Here is a 17,159-nt window from a genome sequence, read left to right as displayed (position 1 = left end):
CACGTCAAGCCAGGTACCCGTTCTGTGACCGGCCTGCCACAGGACGTCTTGTCCGAACGGCGACCGGGTCCGAGGCTGTAGCGTTCACCGGAGCACCAAAGAAGAGGACTACCGCCCAGCAGCGGCCAAGAGAGACGACGGCGAGGACTGATGGCACCCGAACCCGAGGGAAACGGCGCCGGGATGACCGAGGGTCCTGAGCACTGGGGCGCCGGTGGCCTGGTCGGAGATGGTCGTTACCGGCTGACGCACCGGCTGGGCCGTGGCGGCATGGCGGAGGTGTTCGCCGCCGAGGACGTACGCCTGGGCCGCACCGTCGCCGTCAAGCTGCTCCGCGCCGACCTGGCCGAGGACCCCGTCTCGAAGGCCCGCTTCACGCGTGAGGCGCAGTCCGTCGCCGGACTCAACCACCATGCCGTCGTCGCCGTGTACGACTCGGGCGAGGACCGGGTCGGCCCGAACACCGTTCCGTACATCGTGATGGAGCTGGTCGAGGGCCGCACCATTCGCGACCTGTTGATCAGTGCCGAGGCCCCGGGCCCCGAGCAGGCGCTCATCATCGTCTCGGGCGTGCTCGAAGCGCTCGCCTACTCGCACCAGCACGGCATCGTGCACCGCGACATCAAGCCGGCGAACGTGATCATCACGGACGCCGGAGCGGTCAAGGTCATGGACTTCGGCATCGCCCGCGCCCTGCACGGCGCGCAGTCGACGATGACTCAGACCGGCATGGTCATGGGCACCCCGCAGTACCTGTCGCCGGAACAGGCCCTCGGCAAGGCCGTGGACCACCGTTCCGACCTGTACGCGACCGGCTGCCTGCTGTACGAACTCCTCGCGCTGCGGCCCCCGTTCACCGGCGAGACCCCGCTCTCGGTGGTCTACCAGCACGTGCAGGACGCCCCGGTGCCGCCCTCGCAGCTGCCGGAGGGCCACAGCATCCCGCAGGAGCTCGACGGCCTGGTCATGCGCTCCCTCGCCAAGGACCCGGACGACCGGTTCCAGAGCGCCGAGGAGATGCGCGGGCTGGTCCAGTACGCGCTCCAGATGCTGCACGACCAGGGGCCCAACGCCGGCACCTGGAACACCGGCCCGGTCACGATGGCCCTGCCGCACGGCCGAGGCGCGAGCCAGACCACGGCCATGCCCGTGGGCGGCGGGACGGGCGGCCGGCCGGCCTACGGCTCGAACTCCATGACCTCGCAGTTCCAGCAGCCGATGGTGCCGCCGCTGAACCCGGACGACGGCACCGCCTTTCCCGGCGGCGGTCAGGGCGGACGGGGTGGCCACGACGGCTACGAGGGATACGACGACCGCAACGGCAGCCGCTGGAAGATGTGGCTCTTCGCGGTGCTCGCGATCGTCGCGGTCGCGGCGGGCGTGGCCTACGCCGTCAGCACCGTGCAGGACAAGAAGGACGGGAACACCCCGACCACCCAGCAGAGCACCCCCGCCACGCAGCCGAGCACGCCCGGGGCGTCGGAGCACACGCCGTCGCACCAGACCCCGGAGAACACTCCCTCGTACAACGAGTCCACGGGCACGCCGAGCCGCAGCAGGACGCCGAGCTACACGCCGTCGACCTCCCCGTCGATGTCGACCTCGCCGACGCCCACGGAGTCCAAGAGCACCTCGCCGACGCCCACGCAGACCAAGACCCAGCCGCCCACGCTCTCGCCGTCGCCGTCGAAGAGCACGGGCACCGGCGGCGGAAGCCAGAGCGAAGAGGAATAGCGGCCGGTCGGTGCGTCAGAGGGCGTGCTGGTATGCGCGGTCGAGATTTTCGGCGAGCGAGTGCACGCTCACGAACTGGGGTTCGATGCGCATGTAGACGGGGTCGAAGACCGCTCCGTCCACGAAATGCGGGCCCGGGCCGAACAGTTCCAGTTCGGCGGTGGTCGGCTCGACGATCTGGGCCGTTCCGGTGAACTGGACGGACCACAGTCGGGCGTCCCGGGAATTGAAGTTGTCCGCCCCGTAGGCCACCACGCTGCCGTTGCAGGCGTGGTGGTAGCCGAAGCCGGCGTGCATCCTCAGCACGACCTTGCCTTCCACCACGATGTGGCGGGCGAGGGCGAGGAAGGGCAGCGCGCGCATGCTGGTGGCGACTCGGCCGTACGGCACCCGGCGCAGCAGTTCGATGGCGTGGAGTTCCTCTGGGGACATGCGCTCCACTTTTGTGTACCGACACCGTGCCGAAAAGAGGAGCCCGCCCCCAAGATCGGGGACGTTGGTCCCGAATTGAACAGCTCGCCCCGTGGAACACCCGGTTCGACGAGTACGGCTCCACGGGGCGTCACGCTGCGTCATCTGAAAAGGTGATCAGTTCCGCTTCTCGGCCTGGAGGCGGGCCACGTAGGCCGCGGCCTGGGAGCGGCGCTCCATGCCCAGCTTGGACAGCAGGCTGGAGACGTAGTTCTTGATCGTCTTCTCGGCCAGGTGCAGCCGCTCGCCGATCACGCGGTTGGTCAGGCCCTCGCCGATCAGGTCGAGGATCTTCCGCTCCTGCTCGGTGAGGTTGGAGAGCCGGTCGTCGCCCTTGCCGTTCTTGCCGTCGCGCAGCCGCTCGAGCACCCGTGCGGTGGCCACCGGGTCCAGCAGCGACTTGCCCGCCGCCACGTCCCGTACGGCGCTGAGCAGCTCGTTTCCGCGGATCGCCTTGAGCACGTAGCCCGAGGCGCCGGCCATGATCGCGTCGAACAGTGCCTCGTCGTCGGCGAACGAGGTCAGCATCAGGCACTTGATGTCCTCGTTCTGGGAGCGCACCTCCCGGCACACCTCCACACCGCTGCCGTCGGGCAGCCGGACGTCGAGCACGGCCACGTCCGGGCGGGTCGCGGGAATGCGGACCAGGGCGTCGGCGGCCGTACCGGCCTCGCCGACGATCTCGATGTCCTCTTCGACCGACAACAGCTCATGAACGCCCCGACGCACCACTTCGTGGTCGTCCAGGAGGAATACCTTGATTTTTCCGTCTTCGCGCACGAAGTCAGTTTCACACACTCACCTCTTCCCTGCCGGAGTTACCCGGGATAACGTGCCGTTGTTCCGGCCCCCTGCAAGGCTGTGACCAGTGGTTGTTCCCGCAGCTGCGGATTTACTTGGAAATCCAAGCAAAATCGCAGGTCAAGCGGGGTTTCGCAGTTATGCGGCGCACTGGGTAACGTGCAATGCGCAGGGCACTCGCCGGGGCACCTGTCACGCCTTGATCCCGTACACGACGCGCACCCACCCCGTGCGCTGGTACGGATCCAGGTGAGCCGCACTGGACCCCGGAGAACCCGGGTGCCGGACCGACGGAGGAGCACCAAGTGACCGTGGAGAGCACTGCCGCGCGCAAGCCGCGACGCAGCAGCGGCACCAAGCGGGCGGCAGGCGCGGCAAGCGCCGCCAAGCCCGCCGCTGCCACCGCGCAGACGCAGGACGCTGAACCTCAGCTCGTACAGCTGCTGACGCCCGAAGGGGACCGCGTCGAGAACGCGGAGAACGCCGAGTTCGCCCCCTTCGTCGCCGACATCACCACCGAGGACCTGCGCGGGCTGTACCGCGACATGGTGCTCACCCGCCGCTTCGACGGTGAGGCGACCGCGCTCCAGCGCCAGGGCGAGCTGGGCCTGTGGGCCTCGCTCCTCGGCCAGGAGGCCGCGCAGATCGGCTCCGGCCGGGCTCTCAACGACGACGACTACGTCTTCCCGACCTACCGTGAGCACGGTGTGGCCTGGTGCCGGGGCGTCGACCCGACGAACCTCCTCGGCATGTTCCGCGGTGTGAACCACGGCGGCTGGGACCCGAACACCAACAACTTCCACCTGTACACGATCGTCATCGGCTCGCAGACGCTGCACGCGACCGGTTACGCGATGGGTGTGGCCAAGGACGGCGCCGACTCGGCCGTCATCGCCTACTTCGGCGACGGCGCGTCCAGCCAGGGCGACGTGGCCGAGGCCTTCACCTTCTCGGCCGTCTACAACTCCCCCGTGGTGTTCTTCTGCCAGAACAACCAGTGGGCGATCTCCGAGCCGACCGAGCGCCAGATGCGCGTGCCGCTGTACCAGCGCGCGCAGGGCTTCGGCTTCCCGGGCGTCCGCGTCGACGGCAACGACGTCCTGGCCTGCCTGGCCGTGACCCGCTGGGCCCTGGAGCGGGCCCGCCGCGGCGAGGGCCCGACCCTGGTCGAGGCGTTCACGTACCGCATGGGCGCGCACACCACCTCCGACGACCCGACGAAGTACCGGCGGGACGAGGAGACGGCGGCCTGGGAGGCGAAGGACCCGATCCTGCGCCTGAAGGCCCACCTGCTGGCCACCGGGGGCGCCGACGAGGCGTTCTTCGAGGAGCTGGAGGCGGAGAGCGAGGCCCTGGGCAAGCGGGTGCGCGAGGTCGTGCGCGCCATGCCCGACCCCGACACCATGGCGATCTTCGAGAACGTCTACGCGGACGGGCACGCGCTCGTCGACGAGGAGCGCGCCCAGTTCGCCGCCTACCTCGCGTCCTTCGAGGGTGGGGAGTGACCACCATGGCCATCGAGAAGATGTCGATCGCGAAGGCGCTCAACGAGTCGCTGCGCAAGGCGTTGGAGACGGACCCGAAGGTCCTGATCATGGGTGAGGACGTCGGCAAGCTGGGCGGTGTCTTCCGGATCACCGACGGTCTGCAGAAGGACTTCGGCGAGGAGCGGGTCATCGACACCCCGCTCGCCGAGTCGGGCATCGTCGGCACGGCGATCGGTCTGGCGTTGCGCGGGTACCGGCCGGTGGTGGAGATCCAGTTCGACGGGTTCGTCTTCCCGGCGTACGACCAGATCGTCACGCAGCTCGCGAAGATGCACGCGCGTGCGCTCGGCAAGATCAAGATGCCGGTCGTGGTGCGTATCCCGTACGCGGGTGGCATCGGTGCGGTCGAGCACCACAGCGAGTCCCCGGAGGCGCTCTTCGCGCACGTCCCGGGCTTGAAGGTGGTCTCTCCGTCGAACGCGTCGGACGCGTACTGGATGCTCCAGCAGGCGATCCTCAGCGACGACCCGGTGATCTTCTTCGAGCCGAAGCGCCGCTACTGGGACAAGGGCGAGGTCGACACCGACGCGATCCCCGGGGAGCTGCACAAGGCCCGGGTCGCGCGTGAGGGCGCGGACGTGACCCTGGCCGCCTATGGTCCGATGGTGAAGGTGTGTCTGGAGGCGGCGGCGGCGGCCGCCGAGGAGGGCAAGTCGGTGGAGGTCGTCGACCTGCGGTCGATGTCCCCGGTCGACTTCGACGGGATCCAGGCGTCGGTGGAGAAGACCCGCCGGCTGGTGGTCGTCCACGAGGCTCCGGTCTTCCTGGGCGTGGGCTCGGAGATCGCCGCTCGCATTACGGAGCGGTGCTTCTACCACCTGGAGGCGCCGGTGCTGCGTGTGGGTGGTTTCCACGCCCCGTATCCGCCGGCCCGCCTGGAGGACGAGTACCTGCCCGGCCTGGACCGGGTGCTCGACGCCGTCGACCGCTCGCTGGCGTACTGAGGAGCCACGTTCATGACCATCCGTGAATTCAAGATGCCCGACGTGGGTGAGGGCCTGACCGAGGCCGAGATCCTCAAGTGGTACGTCCAGCCCGGTGACACCGTCACCGACGGTCAGGTCGTCTGCGAGGTCGAGACGGCGAAGGCGGCCGTCGAGCTGCCGATTCCCTTCGACGGTGTCGTGCACGCGCTCCTCTTCGAGGAGGGCGTCACGGTCGACGTCGGCCAGGTCATCATCTCGGTGCAGACCGAGGGCGGCGCGGAGTCGGAGCCGGTGGCTGCGGCCGCCGCTGCCCCGGCCGCCGCCCCGGCGGCTGCCGAGGAGGCGGCCCCGGCCGCCCGCCAGCCCGTCCTGGTCGGCTACGGGGTCTCCGAGGCCTCCACCAAGCGCCGCCCCCGCAAGGCGGCCCCGGCGCCCGCCGTGGCCGCGCAGAACGGCACGGCCGCCCCGGTGGCCGCCGCCGCTCCGGCTCCGGCCGCTCCGGTGCTGCCCGCCGTCCCGGCCCAGCCGGCCGGTGAGCGTCCGCTGGCCAAACCGCCCGTACGGAAGCTGGCCAAGGACCTCGGCATCGACCTGGCCTCCGTCGTCCCCACCGGGGACGGCGGGGTCGTGACCCGCGAGGACGTCCACGCGGCGGCCGCCGCGGCCGTCGCCCCGCAGGCCGCACCGGCCCCGGTGGCGGCGCAGGCCCCGGCCCAGGCCGTACAGGCCGCCGCGGCCCCGGCCCTCGCGGTCGAGCCTTCGGCGCGGGAGACCCGTATCCCGGTCAAGGGCGTCCGCAAGGTCACCGCCCAGGCGATGGTCGGCTCCGCCTTCACCGCGCCGCACGTCACCGAGTTCATCACTCTCGACGTGACCCGCACGATGAAGCTGGTCCAGGAGCTCAAGGACGACCCGGACCTGGCGGGGCTGCGCATCAACCCGCTGCTCCTGATCGCCAAGGCCGTCCTGGTGGCCATCCGCCGCAACCCGGACGTCAACGCGTCCTGGGACGAGGCGGCCCAGGAGATCGTGCTCAAGCACTACGTCAACCTGGGCATCGCGGCGGCCACCCCCCGCGGGCTGATCGTCCCGAACATCAAGGACGCCCACGCCAAGACCCTCGGCGAGCTCTCGGAGTCTCTGTCCTCGCTGGTCGCCACGGCCCGCGACGGCAGGACCTCCCCGGCCGACATGCAGAACGGCACCATCACCATCACCAACGTCGGCGTCTTCGGCGTCGACACCGGCACGCCCATCCTGAACCCCGGCGAGTCCGCGATCCTCGCGGTCGGCGCGATCAAGCTCCAGCCGTGGGTCCACAAGGGCAAGGTGAAGCCGCGCCAGGTCACCACCCTGGCCCTGTCGTTCGACCACCGTCTCATCGACGGCGAACTGGGCTCCCGCTTCCTGGCCGACATCGCGGCGGTCCTGGAACACCCCCGCCGCCTGATCACCTGGTCCTGATCGGAAAAGCGGCGCGTACTCTCCCCCCGCCGGCGGGGGGAGAGTACGCGTGGTTCCACCTGTGCCCGATCAGCAGGTGATGTAGCTCATCTGCACCGAGGTGAAGGTCTTCCCCGCCGGGGCGTAGATGTCCACGGGCGAGGAGTCGCCCTTGGGGCCGGCCCAGGCGCTGTCGCGGTAGCCGCCGCCCGAGACGTAGGCGCGTACGAACGGACAGCGGCCGTCCGCGTTGGTGTCGTGGACGGTTCCCGTGACGCGGGTGTTGCCGTCGCACCACTGGCCGTTGGCATAGCCCTGGCCCGAGCTGATCGACCAGTTCTGGTAGCAGCCGAGCGCGGCCGTGCCTCCGGCGCTCGCGGCGGGAGCCGTCACCACGAGCGCGGTGGCGGCGAGGCCGACGGCGGCGAGAGCACTGCCGAAGGCATGGCGCTTGCGAGACGAGATCTTGCTGATCACGGTACCTCCCAAGGAAGCGCGGGGATCGCTGATCGCCCCCTGACGCGAAGTCAAATTAACCAGCCGCCGCCCTGGTTGACGTGTGTCACGGTGAACCAACCTACTCCCGCGGAAACATTGGCCTGAACCATTACCGGGTCGCGTGTCACGCACGCGGTCTCGCCTCGCAGGCGGGCGCCCCGCCGCGACCCCGGACGGAAACCCTCCGCCGGACCGCCCGCGCGCCGGCTGTTGGCGCGACCATTTCGGCGGCCGCGGGACGTGAATCCCTTGGCGGCCGGAACCACGCTGTGTGACCATCGCCGGATGATCTTCCGCGCTGCCACAGCAGACCCCGCAGACATCGACCGCGCCCTGGCCTACCCGGCCGACGGCCCCGTCGCCGCCATGACCACCGAGAAGATCCGTGAGGAGCTCGACGCGAACCAGTTCCGCGCCGAGTGGATCTGGTTCGCCGAGGACGAGGAAGGGGAAGTCCTCGCCCGCGCCCTGTGGTGGGGCCGCGCCGACAGCGAGCGGCCCATCGCGCTCGACTGCCTCCAGGTGCGCTCCTCGGTGGCCGATCCGGCCGCCGTGGCCGCCGGGCTGCTCGCGGCCGGGCACGCCGCCTTCGGAAACCTGCCGATCTACAACATCTCGCTGCCCCGCGACTGGCGGACCGACCCGGCGCTCGCCGCGGCGGTCGCCTGGCGCCAGGAGGCCGCGGACAAGGCCGGCCTGACGCGTGAGATCGAGCGACTGCGCTACGAATGGACGCCGGAGGCCGGAACCACCGAGCCCGGCGGCCGGCTCGTCTTCCGGGAGGGCACCGACGAGGAGTTCCTGGACGCCTTCGTCCGGCTGTCGTCCGGCAGCCTCGATCTGCACACGCAGACCGAGCTCCGGTCGATGGACGCCGAGCAACTGGCCCGCGAGGACATCGAGTTCTACCGGGACTGCCCTGGCGAGCGTTCCTGGTGGCGCCTGGCCCACCTGCCCGACGGCACCCTGGCCGGCATGGCGATCCCCTCGGCGACCCCGTACCACCGCAACGTCGGCTACCTGGGCGTCGTACCGGAGCAGCGCGGCCAGGGCCTGATCGACGAGATCCTGGGCGAGATCACCCGCTTCCACGCGTCCGAGGGCGCCGAGCGGATCACCGCGACCACGGACACCGTCAACGTCCCGATGGCCGCCGCCTTCGACCGCGCCGGCTACCAGGTCAGCGAGATCCGCCTCGTACTGGAGGAGCCGTCCGGGGCCTGAGGGGCCGCGGCTCCCGGTAGCCTCCCGCCGGGAGGGGGTCGGGGTGCCATTCGCCGAACTACAGGTGTACTCAGTCGAGGAGGCCGACGTCACGGGCGGCGTGTGCGTCGTCCGCTGCGTCGGCGGGGTCGCACGGGCCGGGCAGGTCTACGCCGTCGGGGAGCTGCGGCTCTGGCTGCGCCGCATAGAGCGGTACGGGCGGCCCGTCGGCTCCTTCGACGCCGGGCACACCGCGAAGGTCCACCTCACGGGCGCCGTGGTCGCGCTGCTGAGCCGGGGTCAGGTGCTGACCTCGGTGCCGCCCGACGGGCACGCGCTGGCGGACCTGGAGGCCTGGCTGGCCACCGACCCGCCGCTGTCCGACGAGCCCGCCCCGCGGACCCTGCGCGTCATGGCCGGCTCGCGCATGCAGGACGAGGGGCTGCCGGACGGGACCCGGCTGCGCTGGGGACGGGTGGCGCTGGCCGCGACGTACCGCTGCGCGCGGGCCGAGGGGACGAGCGACCTCGTCAGGGCGCCCGAGGTGGCGTACGTACGCGGCTACCTGATCCGCACCTTCGGCCCGGAGCGCGGCGGCGACCCGGCGGCGCTGTGCCGGGAGCTGCTGGCACTGATCGACCTGACCCCGCGGGAGGCGGCGGCGCGGGGGCGGATCTGGCGGGACCTCCCGCACGCCGAGATCGTGCACCTGCGGCGCATAAAGTTCCTGATCCCGTGGCTGGAACTCGTACGTCCGCACCTCGGGGACGGTGATCCGCTGGCGGGCGCGGTGGACGAATGGGCGGCGGTACGGCCGGAGTTGCCGTAGTGATGTCACCCAGAAGTGGTGACATTCGCTTTCGGCCATTGCATGATGATCGTAGTTTTCGGGGGAAAGCGTGCGCCCGGCTGTCGCTGGGGGTGGGGGAACAGAACATCCACCAGCCGTGCGGCGCCGCATCATCCTTCGTGACTTCACGTCGTCTCTTCCCGAAGGAACCCTCCTGGTGCGTCCCACTCGCACGACGGTCCTGCTGACCGCGGGTCTCGTCACGCTCCTCGGCATTCCGGCCGCCATGGCCGCCGAGACCCCCTCGAACCTCTACGTGAACAACCTCGCCGGCTCCAACTGCTCGGACTCCGGGGCCGGTACGCAGGCCGTCCCGTACTGCACCGTCTCGGCGGCGGCCAAGGTCGTGCGGCCCGGCCAGACCGTGCAGATCAGGCCGGGCAAGGCGTACGGCGAGAACGTCGTCGTCGAGCGTTCCGGTGAGCCCGGCAAGCCGATCACTTTCGTCACCGAGCGCCTCCCCGGGGACGGGGAGCGGAACAAGGCGGCACTGGGCAAGGACAAGACCCTGACCGTCAGCGGCGCCTCCCACGTGGTGCTCCGCGACCTGCACGGCTCCGGTCTCCTCAAGGTCACCGGTTCCACCGACGTCGAGCTCGACCGGATCGCCTCCATGGACGGTGACATCGTGGTCGGCGGCGCGAGCACCGACGTGCGCCTCACCCGGAGCATGGTGTCGGACGTCCGCATCGAAGGCGGCGCCCGGGGGACCGTCCTCAGCCGCAACTGGATCCGCAACTACGACGAGGACGGGGTCACGGCGACGGACGCACCGGGCACCGTGGTCACCAACAACACCCTGTACATCGACTGCTCGGCAGCTGTTTCGCTCAGTGGCGCCTCCACCGGGTCCGCGCTGTTCAACAACCTGGTCTACCCGGTCGACTTCACCCCCTGCCCGTCAGGCAAGCAGCACACCGGCATCTCGGTGTCGCAGAGCGCCGCGGCGGGCACGCGCGCCGACTACAACCTGCTGATCGACGGCGGCAAGAGCCAGCTGAGCGCCTACAACTGGGCCGGCGCCGCCTACGAGACCGCCGCGGCGCTCAAGGCCGCGACCGGGCAGGGCGCGCACGACATCCTCCCCCCGTCGGCCTCCGGCGTCGTCGACGAGGTGGACGGCTCCCCGGCCATCGACTCCGGCGACCCGACGGCGCCGGGCGTCCTGCCCACGGACAGGCTGGGCCGCCCGATCGCGGACGACCCGCGCGTGCCCAACACCGGCAAGGACGGCGGCTTCATCGACCGCGGTGCCAACGAGAAGCAGGACGGCCTGGACGAGACCTGGATGGTGGTCAATCCGGACCACGCGCCGGTCGGGACCGTGGTGGAGGTCCAGGCGGTTTCGGACAGCGACTGGCCCACCGCGATGACCTACGAGGTCGACTTCGGCGACGGGTCGGCCCCGGTGGTCACCAGGCAGGGCGGTGATCCGCACGGGCGTGCCACGCACGTGTACGGCAAGCCGGGCGACTACGTGGTCAAGGTGGCGGCCGTCAACGGCGTCGGCAAGAAGGTCTTCGCCCAGAAGCCGACCAAGGTGACCCCGGCGGGCCCGCTGACCGCGAACTTCACGTCCGCGCCGGTCCTGCCGAGCTCGGACAACCCGATCGAGCGGATCTCGCCGCTGACCATCGCCGTCGACACGGCCGCCTCGGCGGCGCCGTGGCCGGTCGAGAACGTGACCGTGGACTTCGGTGACGGCAGCCGCCCCGCCCTCGGCAACCAGCTGGGCAACTTCCGGTACGCCTACGGCACGCCGGGCGAGTACCAGGTGACGGTGTCCCTCAAGGACATCAAGGGTGCCGAGTCCAAGGTCACCAGGACGGTGAAGGTCGACTACGCGGCGTCCGGGTACGTGGCGACGGAGCCGTTCCGTCTGCTGGACAGCCGGAGCAGCGGCGGCGCGCTGCGTGGCGGTGTGCCCACCTCGGCGGTCCTGCCGGTCGGTCTCAACGTGCCGAATCACGTCATGTCCGGCTCGATGGCCTCGGTGGTCCTCAACGTGACGGTCACCAATGCCACCCAGGACGCCTTCGTCAGCGTGGCTCCGTACGCCCAGGAGCGTCCGTCGACCTCGAACCTCAACGTCCGCGCGGGCGGCACGGTGTCGAACACGGTCACCGTCCCCGTCAGCGCGCTCGGGCAGGCGTGGTTCACGCTCAACGCCGGCCAAGCCGACCTGATCGTGGACTTCGTCGGCTACTACCAGCCGAACATCGGGCAGAAGTTCAGCCCCATCGTCCCGAACCGGGTCGTGGACACCCGTAACGCCGGCGGCGCGGTGGCCGGTGGTACGACGCGTACGGTCAAGGTCGCGGGCGTGGCGGGGATCCCGGCGGACGCCAAGGCCGTCGCCGTGAACCTGACGAGCACGGACGCGACGTCGAACTCGTTCGTGGTCGCCTACCCGGACCCGGCCAAGCGGCCCGAGGTGTCGAACCTGAACCCGGAGCCGGGCAGGGCCAAGTCGAACCAGGTCATCGTCCCGGTCGGCCCGAACGGCACGATCACCCTCTACAACCACTGGGGTTCCGCGCACCTGATCGTGGACGCGGTCGGCTACTACGGCAAGGACGGCAAGGCCCTCTTCACGCCGGTCGTGCCGAAGCGTCTCGGTGACACCCGGCTGACCGGCAAGGTCGCCGCCGGTGCCACCACGACGGTGGCCGGTGTCCCCGCCGGCGCGGTCGGTGCCGTGGTGAACCTGACCGCCACCGAGTCCGAGGGGGCGGGCTACCTGACGGCGTACGGCTTCGGGTCGGCCCGGCCGGACGCGAGCAGCCTGAACACGCTGCCGGGTCTGACCGTCCCGAACCACGTGACGACCCCCGTCGGAGACGGCAGGATCAGCGTCTTCAACGGCCCCTGGGGCGGCTCGACGCACGTGATCACCGACCTGCTGGGCTACTTCACCCAGGGCTGATCACCCGGCGCGCACCACGGAGCCCCGGCCCCCGCACCCCGCGGGAGCCGGGGCTCCTGTTTCTCAGGGGCGAATGGGGGTGACAGCGGCTTTCGGCCATTGGATGATGATCGGAGACATCGTGGGTTTGCGTGCGCCCGACTGTCGCTGGGGGAACAAGACGTCTACCAGTCGTGCGGCGCCGCGCTCGTGATGGCGTACATCGCCTCTTCGTGAAGGAAACCCTCCTGGTGCGTCCCACTCGCACGACGGTCCTGCTCACCGCAGGTCTCGTCACTCTTCTCGGTGTGCCGGCCGGCGCCGCGGCCGCCGCCGAGACTCCGACCAACCTCTACGTGAACAACCAAGACGGCTCCAACTGCTCCGACTCCGGGGCCGGTACGCAGGCCGTCCCCTACTGCACGATCTCGGCGGCGGCCAAGGTCGTACAGCCGGGCCAGACGGTGCGGATCATGGCGGGCTGGGACTACGGCGAGACCGTCACCGTCGACCGCTCCGGGGAACCGGGCAAGCCGATCACCTTCATGGCCGACCCCGACGGCTATTTCCAGGTGGGTCTGACCAAGCCGCTGTCCGTCAGCGGCGCCTCGCACGTGGTGATGCGCGGTGTGTTCGCCCGGGCCGGCGTCCAGGTCACGCGCTCCAACGACATCGAGCTCGATCGGTTCCGTGCCTCGAGGGGTTACCTTCCCGCGGTACAGGTCGGTGAGGGAAGCACGGACGTACGTGTCACCCGGGGCAACCTGGGCGGCGTCCGGATCGAGGGCGGCGCACAGCGCACCGTCGTCAGCCGCAGCGTGATCGCGGGCCTCTCCGGGCCGGGGGTCGGCGCGGTGGACGCGCCCGGCACCGTCGTCACCAACAACACGCTCCAGGGCTGGTGCGGGTCGACCATCTCGGTCAACGGAGGGTCGACCGGTTCGGCCGTGTTCAACAACGTGGTCCTCACCAGGGGCGGCTCCACCCGCTGTACGTCGCCGACCGATCCGCGCCACGGCATCGCGGTCTCGGCGGGCGCGAAGGCGGGCACTCGTGCCGACTACAACCTGATCGCCCTCGCCCCCACTCTTCCGGACGTGGTGGCCTACAACTGGGCCGGCACCGTCTACAAGGATCAGGCCGCCCTGTCCGCGGCCACCGGTCAGGGCGCCCACGACATCATCACTCCGACGTCCGAAGGCGTCGGCCCGGAGGCGGGCTCCCCGACCGTCGACTCCGGTGACCCGACGGCGCCGGGCGTACTGCCGAGCGACTTCGAGGGGAACCTGACGTCGGACGATCCGAACGTTCCCAACACCGGCAAGGACGGCGGCTTCATCGACCGCGGCGCCTATGAGACCCATGACCGCCTGAGCCAGGTCTGGGTGATCGTCAACCCGGTTCACGCGCCGGTGGGGACCGAGGTGGAGGTCCAGGCCGTCTCGGACAGCGACTGGCCGACCGCGATGACCTACGAGGTCGACTTCGGTGACGGGTCGGCCCCGGTGGTCACCAAGCAGGGCGGCGGGGCGCACGGTCTCGCCAAGCACGTGTACGGCAAGCCGGGCGACTACGTGGTCAAGGTCGCGGCCGTCAACGGCGCCGGCAAGCGGGTCTTCACCGAGAAGCCGACCAAGGTGACCCCGGCCGGTCCGCTGACCGCGAACTTCACCTCCGCGCCGGTCCTGCCGACCTCGGACAACCCGATCGAGCGCATCTCGCCGCTGACCGTCGCCGTCGACCTCGGCTCCTCGGCGGCTCCGTGGCCGCTGGAGAGCGCGACCGTGGACTTCGGTGACGGCAGCGCCCTCGACTACGGCACCGACCTGCGCAGCGTCCGGCACGCGTACGACAAGCCGGGCGAGTACAAGGTGACGGTCTCCCTCAAGGACACCAAGGGCGCCGCGTCCAAGGTCACCAAGGCCGTGAAGGTCGACTACGCCGCCTCCGGTTTTGTGGCGACGGAGCCGTTCCGCCTGCTGGACACCCGGAACACCGGTGGCTCGCTGCGCGGCGGCGTGCCCACCTCGACGGTCCTACCGGTCGGCCTCAACGTGCCGGGGCACGTCATGTCGGGCGGCATGGCCTCGGTGGTCCTCAACGTGACCGTCACCAACGTCACTCAGGACGCCTTCCTCGCGGTGACTCCGTACGCGCAGGAGCGTCCGACGACCTCGAACCTCAACGTCCGCGCGGGCGGCACGGTCTCCAACACGGTGACCGTCCCCGTCAGCGCGCTCGGACAGTCGTGGTTCACGCTCAACGCGGGCCAGGCCGATCTGATCGTCGACTTCGTCGGCTACTACCAGCCGAACATCGGGCAGAAGTTCAGCCCGATCAACCCGAGCCGGCTCGCCGACACCCGTGAGGCGGGCGGCGCGCTGGGCGGCGGTCAGACCCGTACGGTCAAGGTCGCGGGCGTGGCCGGCATCCCGGCGGACGCCTCGGCGGTCGCGCTCAACCTGACCAGCACGGACGCGACGGCCAACTCGTTCGTGTCGGCCTACCCGGACCCGGCGAAGCGGCCCGTGGCCTCGAACCTGAACCCGGAGCCCGGCAAGGCGAAGGCCAACCAGGTCATCGTCCCGGTCGGCCCGAACGGCACCATCACCCTCTACAACCACTGGGGCTCCACGCACCTGGTCGTCGACGCGGTGGGTTACTACGGCAAGGACGGCAAGGCGCTCTTCACGCCGGTCGTTCCGAAGCGTCTCGCCGACACCCGGGACACGGGCAAGCTCGCCCAGGGCGGCACCACGACGGCGGCCGGTGTGCCGGCCGGTGCGGTGGGCGCGGTGGTGAACCTGACGGCGACCGAGTCCGCCGGCGCGGGCTACCTGACGGCGTACGGTTTCGGCGCGGCCCGTCCGAATGCCAGCAGCCTGAACACCCTCCCGGGGATCACGGTTCCGAACCACGTGACGACCCCGGTCGGGGACGGCAGGATCAGCGTCTACAACGGCCCGTGGGGCGGCTCGACGCACGTGATCACCGACCTGCTGGGGTACTTCACCCAGGGCTGATCACCCGACGCACACCACGGAGCCCCGGCCCCCGCGCAGAGCGGAGGCCGGGGCTCCCGGCTTTTGCCTGCCCGGGTCTCAGCCGTCGGCCTTGGCGGCGTTGCCGAGGACCTTGGTCGGGGTGATGCGCACGACGACGCGGACGGCCGCGTCGGCGCCCTCCGCGTACTCCTTGCCGCCGCCCGGGCCCAGGTACTCCTCGGCGATGCGGACCGCGACCGCCCGGCCGGTGTCCTCGGTGACGGTGGCGGTGCCGCGGATCTCGGCGTACAGGTAGGGGTTGGCCAGGTCGAAGACGGTCACACCGACCCGTCCGTCCCGGACGATGTTCCGCTCCTTGCGGCGGCCCTGCTCGGTGGAGATCAGGATGTCGTGCCCGTCCCGACTCACCCAGACCACGGAACTCTGCGGGCTGCCGTCGGGGTTGAGGGTGGACAGGACGGCGGGATGCGGCGCGTCCAGCAGTTGCCGCACGGTTTCGGTCAGCTCAACAGTCATGCGGCTCAGGCTAGTTGGCGGTGTCGGATTCGGCTCTCCGACTACACGAAGTCGAGGAGGGGCGCCGCCGTGCCGTCGATGGCCAGTTCCGCCCAGACGGTCTTCCCGACGACCCGCTCGGCCGCCCCCCACCGCTCCGAGAGCGCGCTGACGATGTGCAGGCCGCGCCCGTACTGGTCGTCGTGTGCGGCTGCTCGCGGCTCGGGCTGCCGCTCTCCCTTCGGATCGGTGACCGCGATGCGGAGCACTGCTCCGCGGAGCTCGACCTCGACCCGGAGGTACCGGTCCCACACCGAGCCGTGAATGAGGGCGTTGGTGGTCAACTCGCTGGTCAGCAGGGCCGCATCGGCCGCGAGCTGCGGGTGCCCCCACACCACGGCGAGCCATGCGGCGCGGCGCCGGGCCGTGGGCACCGAGTCCTGCCGGGGCGGGTAGTTCCGTACGTCGTACCGGGTGAGCTGGTCCATGTCCCGAGCACCTCCTGTGCGGGCGGTGGCATGCCGGCGCCGCCTTGTGGGCAGCGCGGTGCACTTCCGCCAACTGACGCTGTGCGGTGAGCAGTTCGTCACCGACGGTAGGGCTCCGCTCGCTGGGGGTGCAAGCTCTTCCGGGGAAATCTATCCCCAGGGAGTAGTTGTGCCCTCCGGGCAGGGCGCGGAAGACTGCCTCCGGTACAAGGAGGTGGACCAAGTGCCCACGGACAACCGGGTATCCACGGTGCTGGCGCGTCGGCTGGGCGGTGAACTGCTGCGGCTGCGCGACGAAGCGGGCTTGACGCAGCCGCAAGCGGCGCAGGTGCTGAGCGCGACGGCGGCCAAGATCGCCAAGATGGAGCGCGGCTGGGTCCCGTTCCGGGATCCGGACATCGTCGCCCTCTGCAAGCTGTACGGCGTGACCGACGAGGCGAAGGTTCGCAGCCTGCTGTCCCTGGCCAAACTGGACCGCGAGCGGCGTAAGGCCAAGGGCTGGTGGCAGCAGGTGCCGACCATGCGCGGCCTGGCCGAGTACGTCGCAATGGAAGATGTGGCCACCCGCATTCGAACCTGGCACCTGGCCCTCATCCCCGGATTGCTCCAGACCGCGGACTATGTCCGAGCGTTGGGTGTCACGTCAGACTGGACGCATCCTGACGAGATCGAGGTCATGGTGGCGACGCGGATCAAGTGGCAAGGACGGCTATGGGGTGACAGGCCGTTGGAGTTTCATGCGGTGCTCTGGGAGGCTGCGCTTCGCCAGCAGATCGGTGGCCCGGACGTGATG

14 protein-coding genes are annotated in these 17,159 nt (G+C 70.3%); 9 read left to right on the top strand and 5 right to left on the bottom strand.

Features of this window, described 5'->3' with window-relative positions:
* Positions 1–150 precede the first annotated feature (150 nt).
* A complete protein-coding gene (locus tag ACFV9H_RS20485) occupies positions 151–1,734 on the top strand; it encodes a protein kinase (protein ID WP_385400086.1) in 1,584 nt (527 codons plus the stop codon).
* Positions 1,735–1,749: 15 nt separating this feature from the next.
* Here the strand turns inward: ACFV9H_RS20485 and ACFV9H_RS20480 are convergent, their stop codons facing one another.
* Both ACFV9H_RS20480 and ACFV9H_RS20475 read right to left on the bottom strand, forming a co-directional pair.
* Positions 1,750–2,166: a pyridoxamine 5'-phosphate oxidase family protein gene (locus ACFV9H_RS20480; RefSeq protein ID WP_385400082.1), complete on the bottom strand. Its 417-nt coding sequence runs from the start codon at positions 2,164–2,166 to the stop codon at positions 1,750–1,752.
* A 156-nt stretch (positions 2,167–2,322) separates the two neighbouring features.
* Positions 2,323–2,985 carry a response regulator gene (locus ACFV9H_RS20475; protein WP_384215185.1) on the bottom strand — a complete coding sequence of 221 codons (663 nt, stop codon included), beginning with the start codon at positions 2,983–2,985 and terminating at the stop codon, positions 2,323–2,325.
* Positions 2,986–3,311: 326 nt separating this feature from the next.
* Between ACFV9H_RS20475 and pdhA the strand changes: the two genes are divergently transcribed.
* From pdhA to ACFV9H_RS20460, 3 genes are read left to right on the top strand one after another with little or no spacing between them, the layout of a single operon-like run.
* Entirely contained in the window at positions 3,312–4,511 is a 1,200-nt protein-coding gene (gene pdhA, locus ACFV9H_RS20470; RefSeq protein WP_385400079.1) for a pyruvate dehydrogenase (acetyl-transferring) E1 component subunit alpha, read from the top strand.
* 5 nt (positions 4,512–4,516) lie between these two features.
* Positions 4,517–5,497, top strand: coding sequence for an alpha-ketoacid dehydrogenase subunit beta (locus tag ACFV9H_RS20465; RefSeq protein ID WP_385400076.1), 981 nt, complete (start codon positions 4,517–4,519; stop codon positions 5,495–5,497).
* 12 nt (positions 5,498–5,509) lie between these two features.
* Positions 5,510–6,943, top strand: coding sequence for a dihydrolipoamide acetyltransferase family protein (locus tag ACFV9H_RS20460; RefSeq protein WP_385400073.1), 1,434 nt, complete (start codon positions 5,510–5,512; stop codon positions 6,941–6,943).
* 69 nt (positions 6,944–7,012) lie between these two features.
* Here ACFV9H_RS20460 and ACFV9H_RS20455 read toward each other — a convergent pair whose 3' ends face one another.
* Positions 7,013–7,399 (bottom strand): hypothetical protein, encoded by a 387-nt coding sequence (locus ACFV9H_RS20455; RefSeq protein ID WP_385400071.1) that lies wholly within the window; start codon positions 7,397–7,399, stop codon positions 7,013–7,015.
* Positions 7,400–7,705: 306 nt separating this feature from the next.
* Between ACFV9H_RS20455 and ACFV9H_RS20450 the strand changes: the two genes are divergently transcribed.
* The 4 genes from ACFV9H_RS20450 (at position 7,706) to ACFV9H_RS20435 (ending at position 15,401) form a co-directional block, all read left to right on the top strand.
* Positions 7,706–8,644: a GNAT family N-acetyltransferase gene (locus tag ACFV9H_RS20450; RefSeq protein WP_385400069.1), complete on the top strand. Its 939-nt coding sequence runs from the start codon at positions 7,706–7,708 to the stop codon at positions 8,642–8,644.
* 43 nt (positions 8,645–8,687) lie between these two features.
* Positions 8,688–9,452, top strand: a complete 765-nt coding sequence (locus ACFV9H_RS20445; RefSeq protein ID WP_385400067.1) for a hypothetical protein — start codon at positions 8,688–8,690, stop codon at positions 9,450–9,452.
* Positions 9,453–9,630: 178 nt separating this feature from the next.
* Positions 9,631–12,399: a PKD domain-containing protein gene (locus ACFV9H_RS20440; RefSeq protein ID WP_385400064.1), complete on the top strand. Its 2,769-nt coding sequence runs from the start codon at positions 9,631–9,633 to the stop codon at positions 12,397–12,399.
* Positions 12,400–12,629: 230 nt separating this feature from the next.
* Positions 12,630–15,401 carry a PKD domain-containing protein gene (locus ACFV9H_RS20435; RefSeq protein ID WP_385400061.1) on the top strand — a complete coding sequence of 924 codons (2,772 nt, stop codon included), beginning with the start codon at positions 12,630–12,632 and terminating at the stop codon, positions 15,399–15,401.
* 78 nt (positions 15,402–15,479) lie between these two features.
* On the opposite strand, the gene ACFV9H_RS20430 is transcribed toward ACFV9H_RS20435, so the two are convergent.
* Both ACFV9H_RS20430 and ACFV9H_RS20425 read right to left on the bottom strand, forming a co-directional pair.
* On the bottom strand, positions 15,480–15,899 hold the full coding sequence (locus ACFV9H_RS20430) for a PPOX class F420-dependent oxidoreductase (protein ID WP_385400058.1): 420 nt from the start codon (positions 15,897–15,899) through the stop codon (positions 15,480–15,482).
* 41 nt (positions 15,900–15,940) lie between these two features.
* On the bottom strand, positions 15,941–16,366 hold the full coding sequence (locus ACFV9H_RS20425; RefSeq protein WP_385400055.1) for an ATP-binding protein: 426 nt from the start codon (positions 16,364–16,366) through the stop codon (positions 15,941–15,943).
* 223 nt (positions 16,367–16,589) lie between these two features.
* Here ACFV9H_RS20425 and ACFV9H_RS20420 point away from each other — a divergent pair.
* A partial coding sequence (locus ACFV9H_RS20420; protein WP_385400052.1) for a helix-turn-helix domain-containing protein occupies positions 16,590–17,159 on the top strand: 570 nt, incomplete at its 3' end.

The sequence above is a fragment of the Streptomyces sp. NPDC059874 genome, assembly GCF_042731135.1.
Classification (GTDB): domain Bacteria; phylum Actinomycetota; class Actinomycetes; order Streptomycetales; family Streptomycetaceae; genus Streptomyces.
The sequence above is the reverse complement of the archived record's forward strand: the minus strand, read 5'-3'. Positions and strand labels throughout refer to the sequence as shown.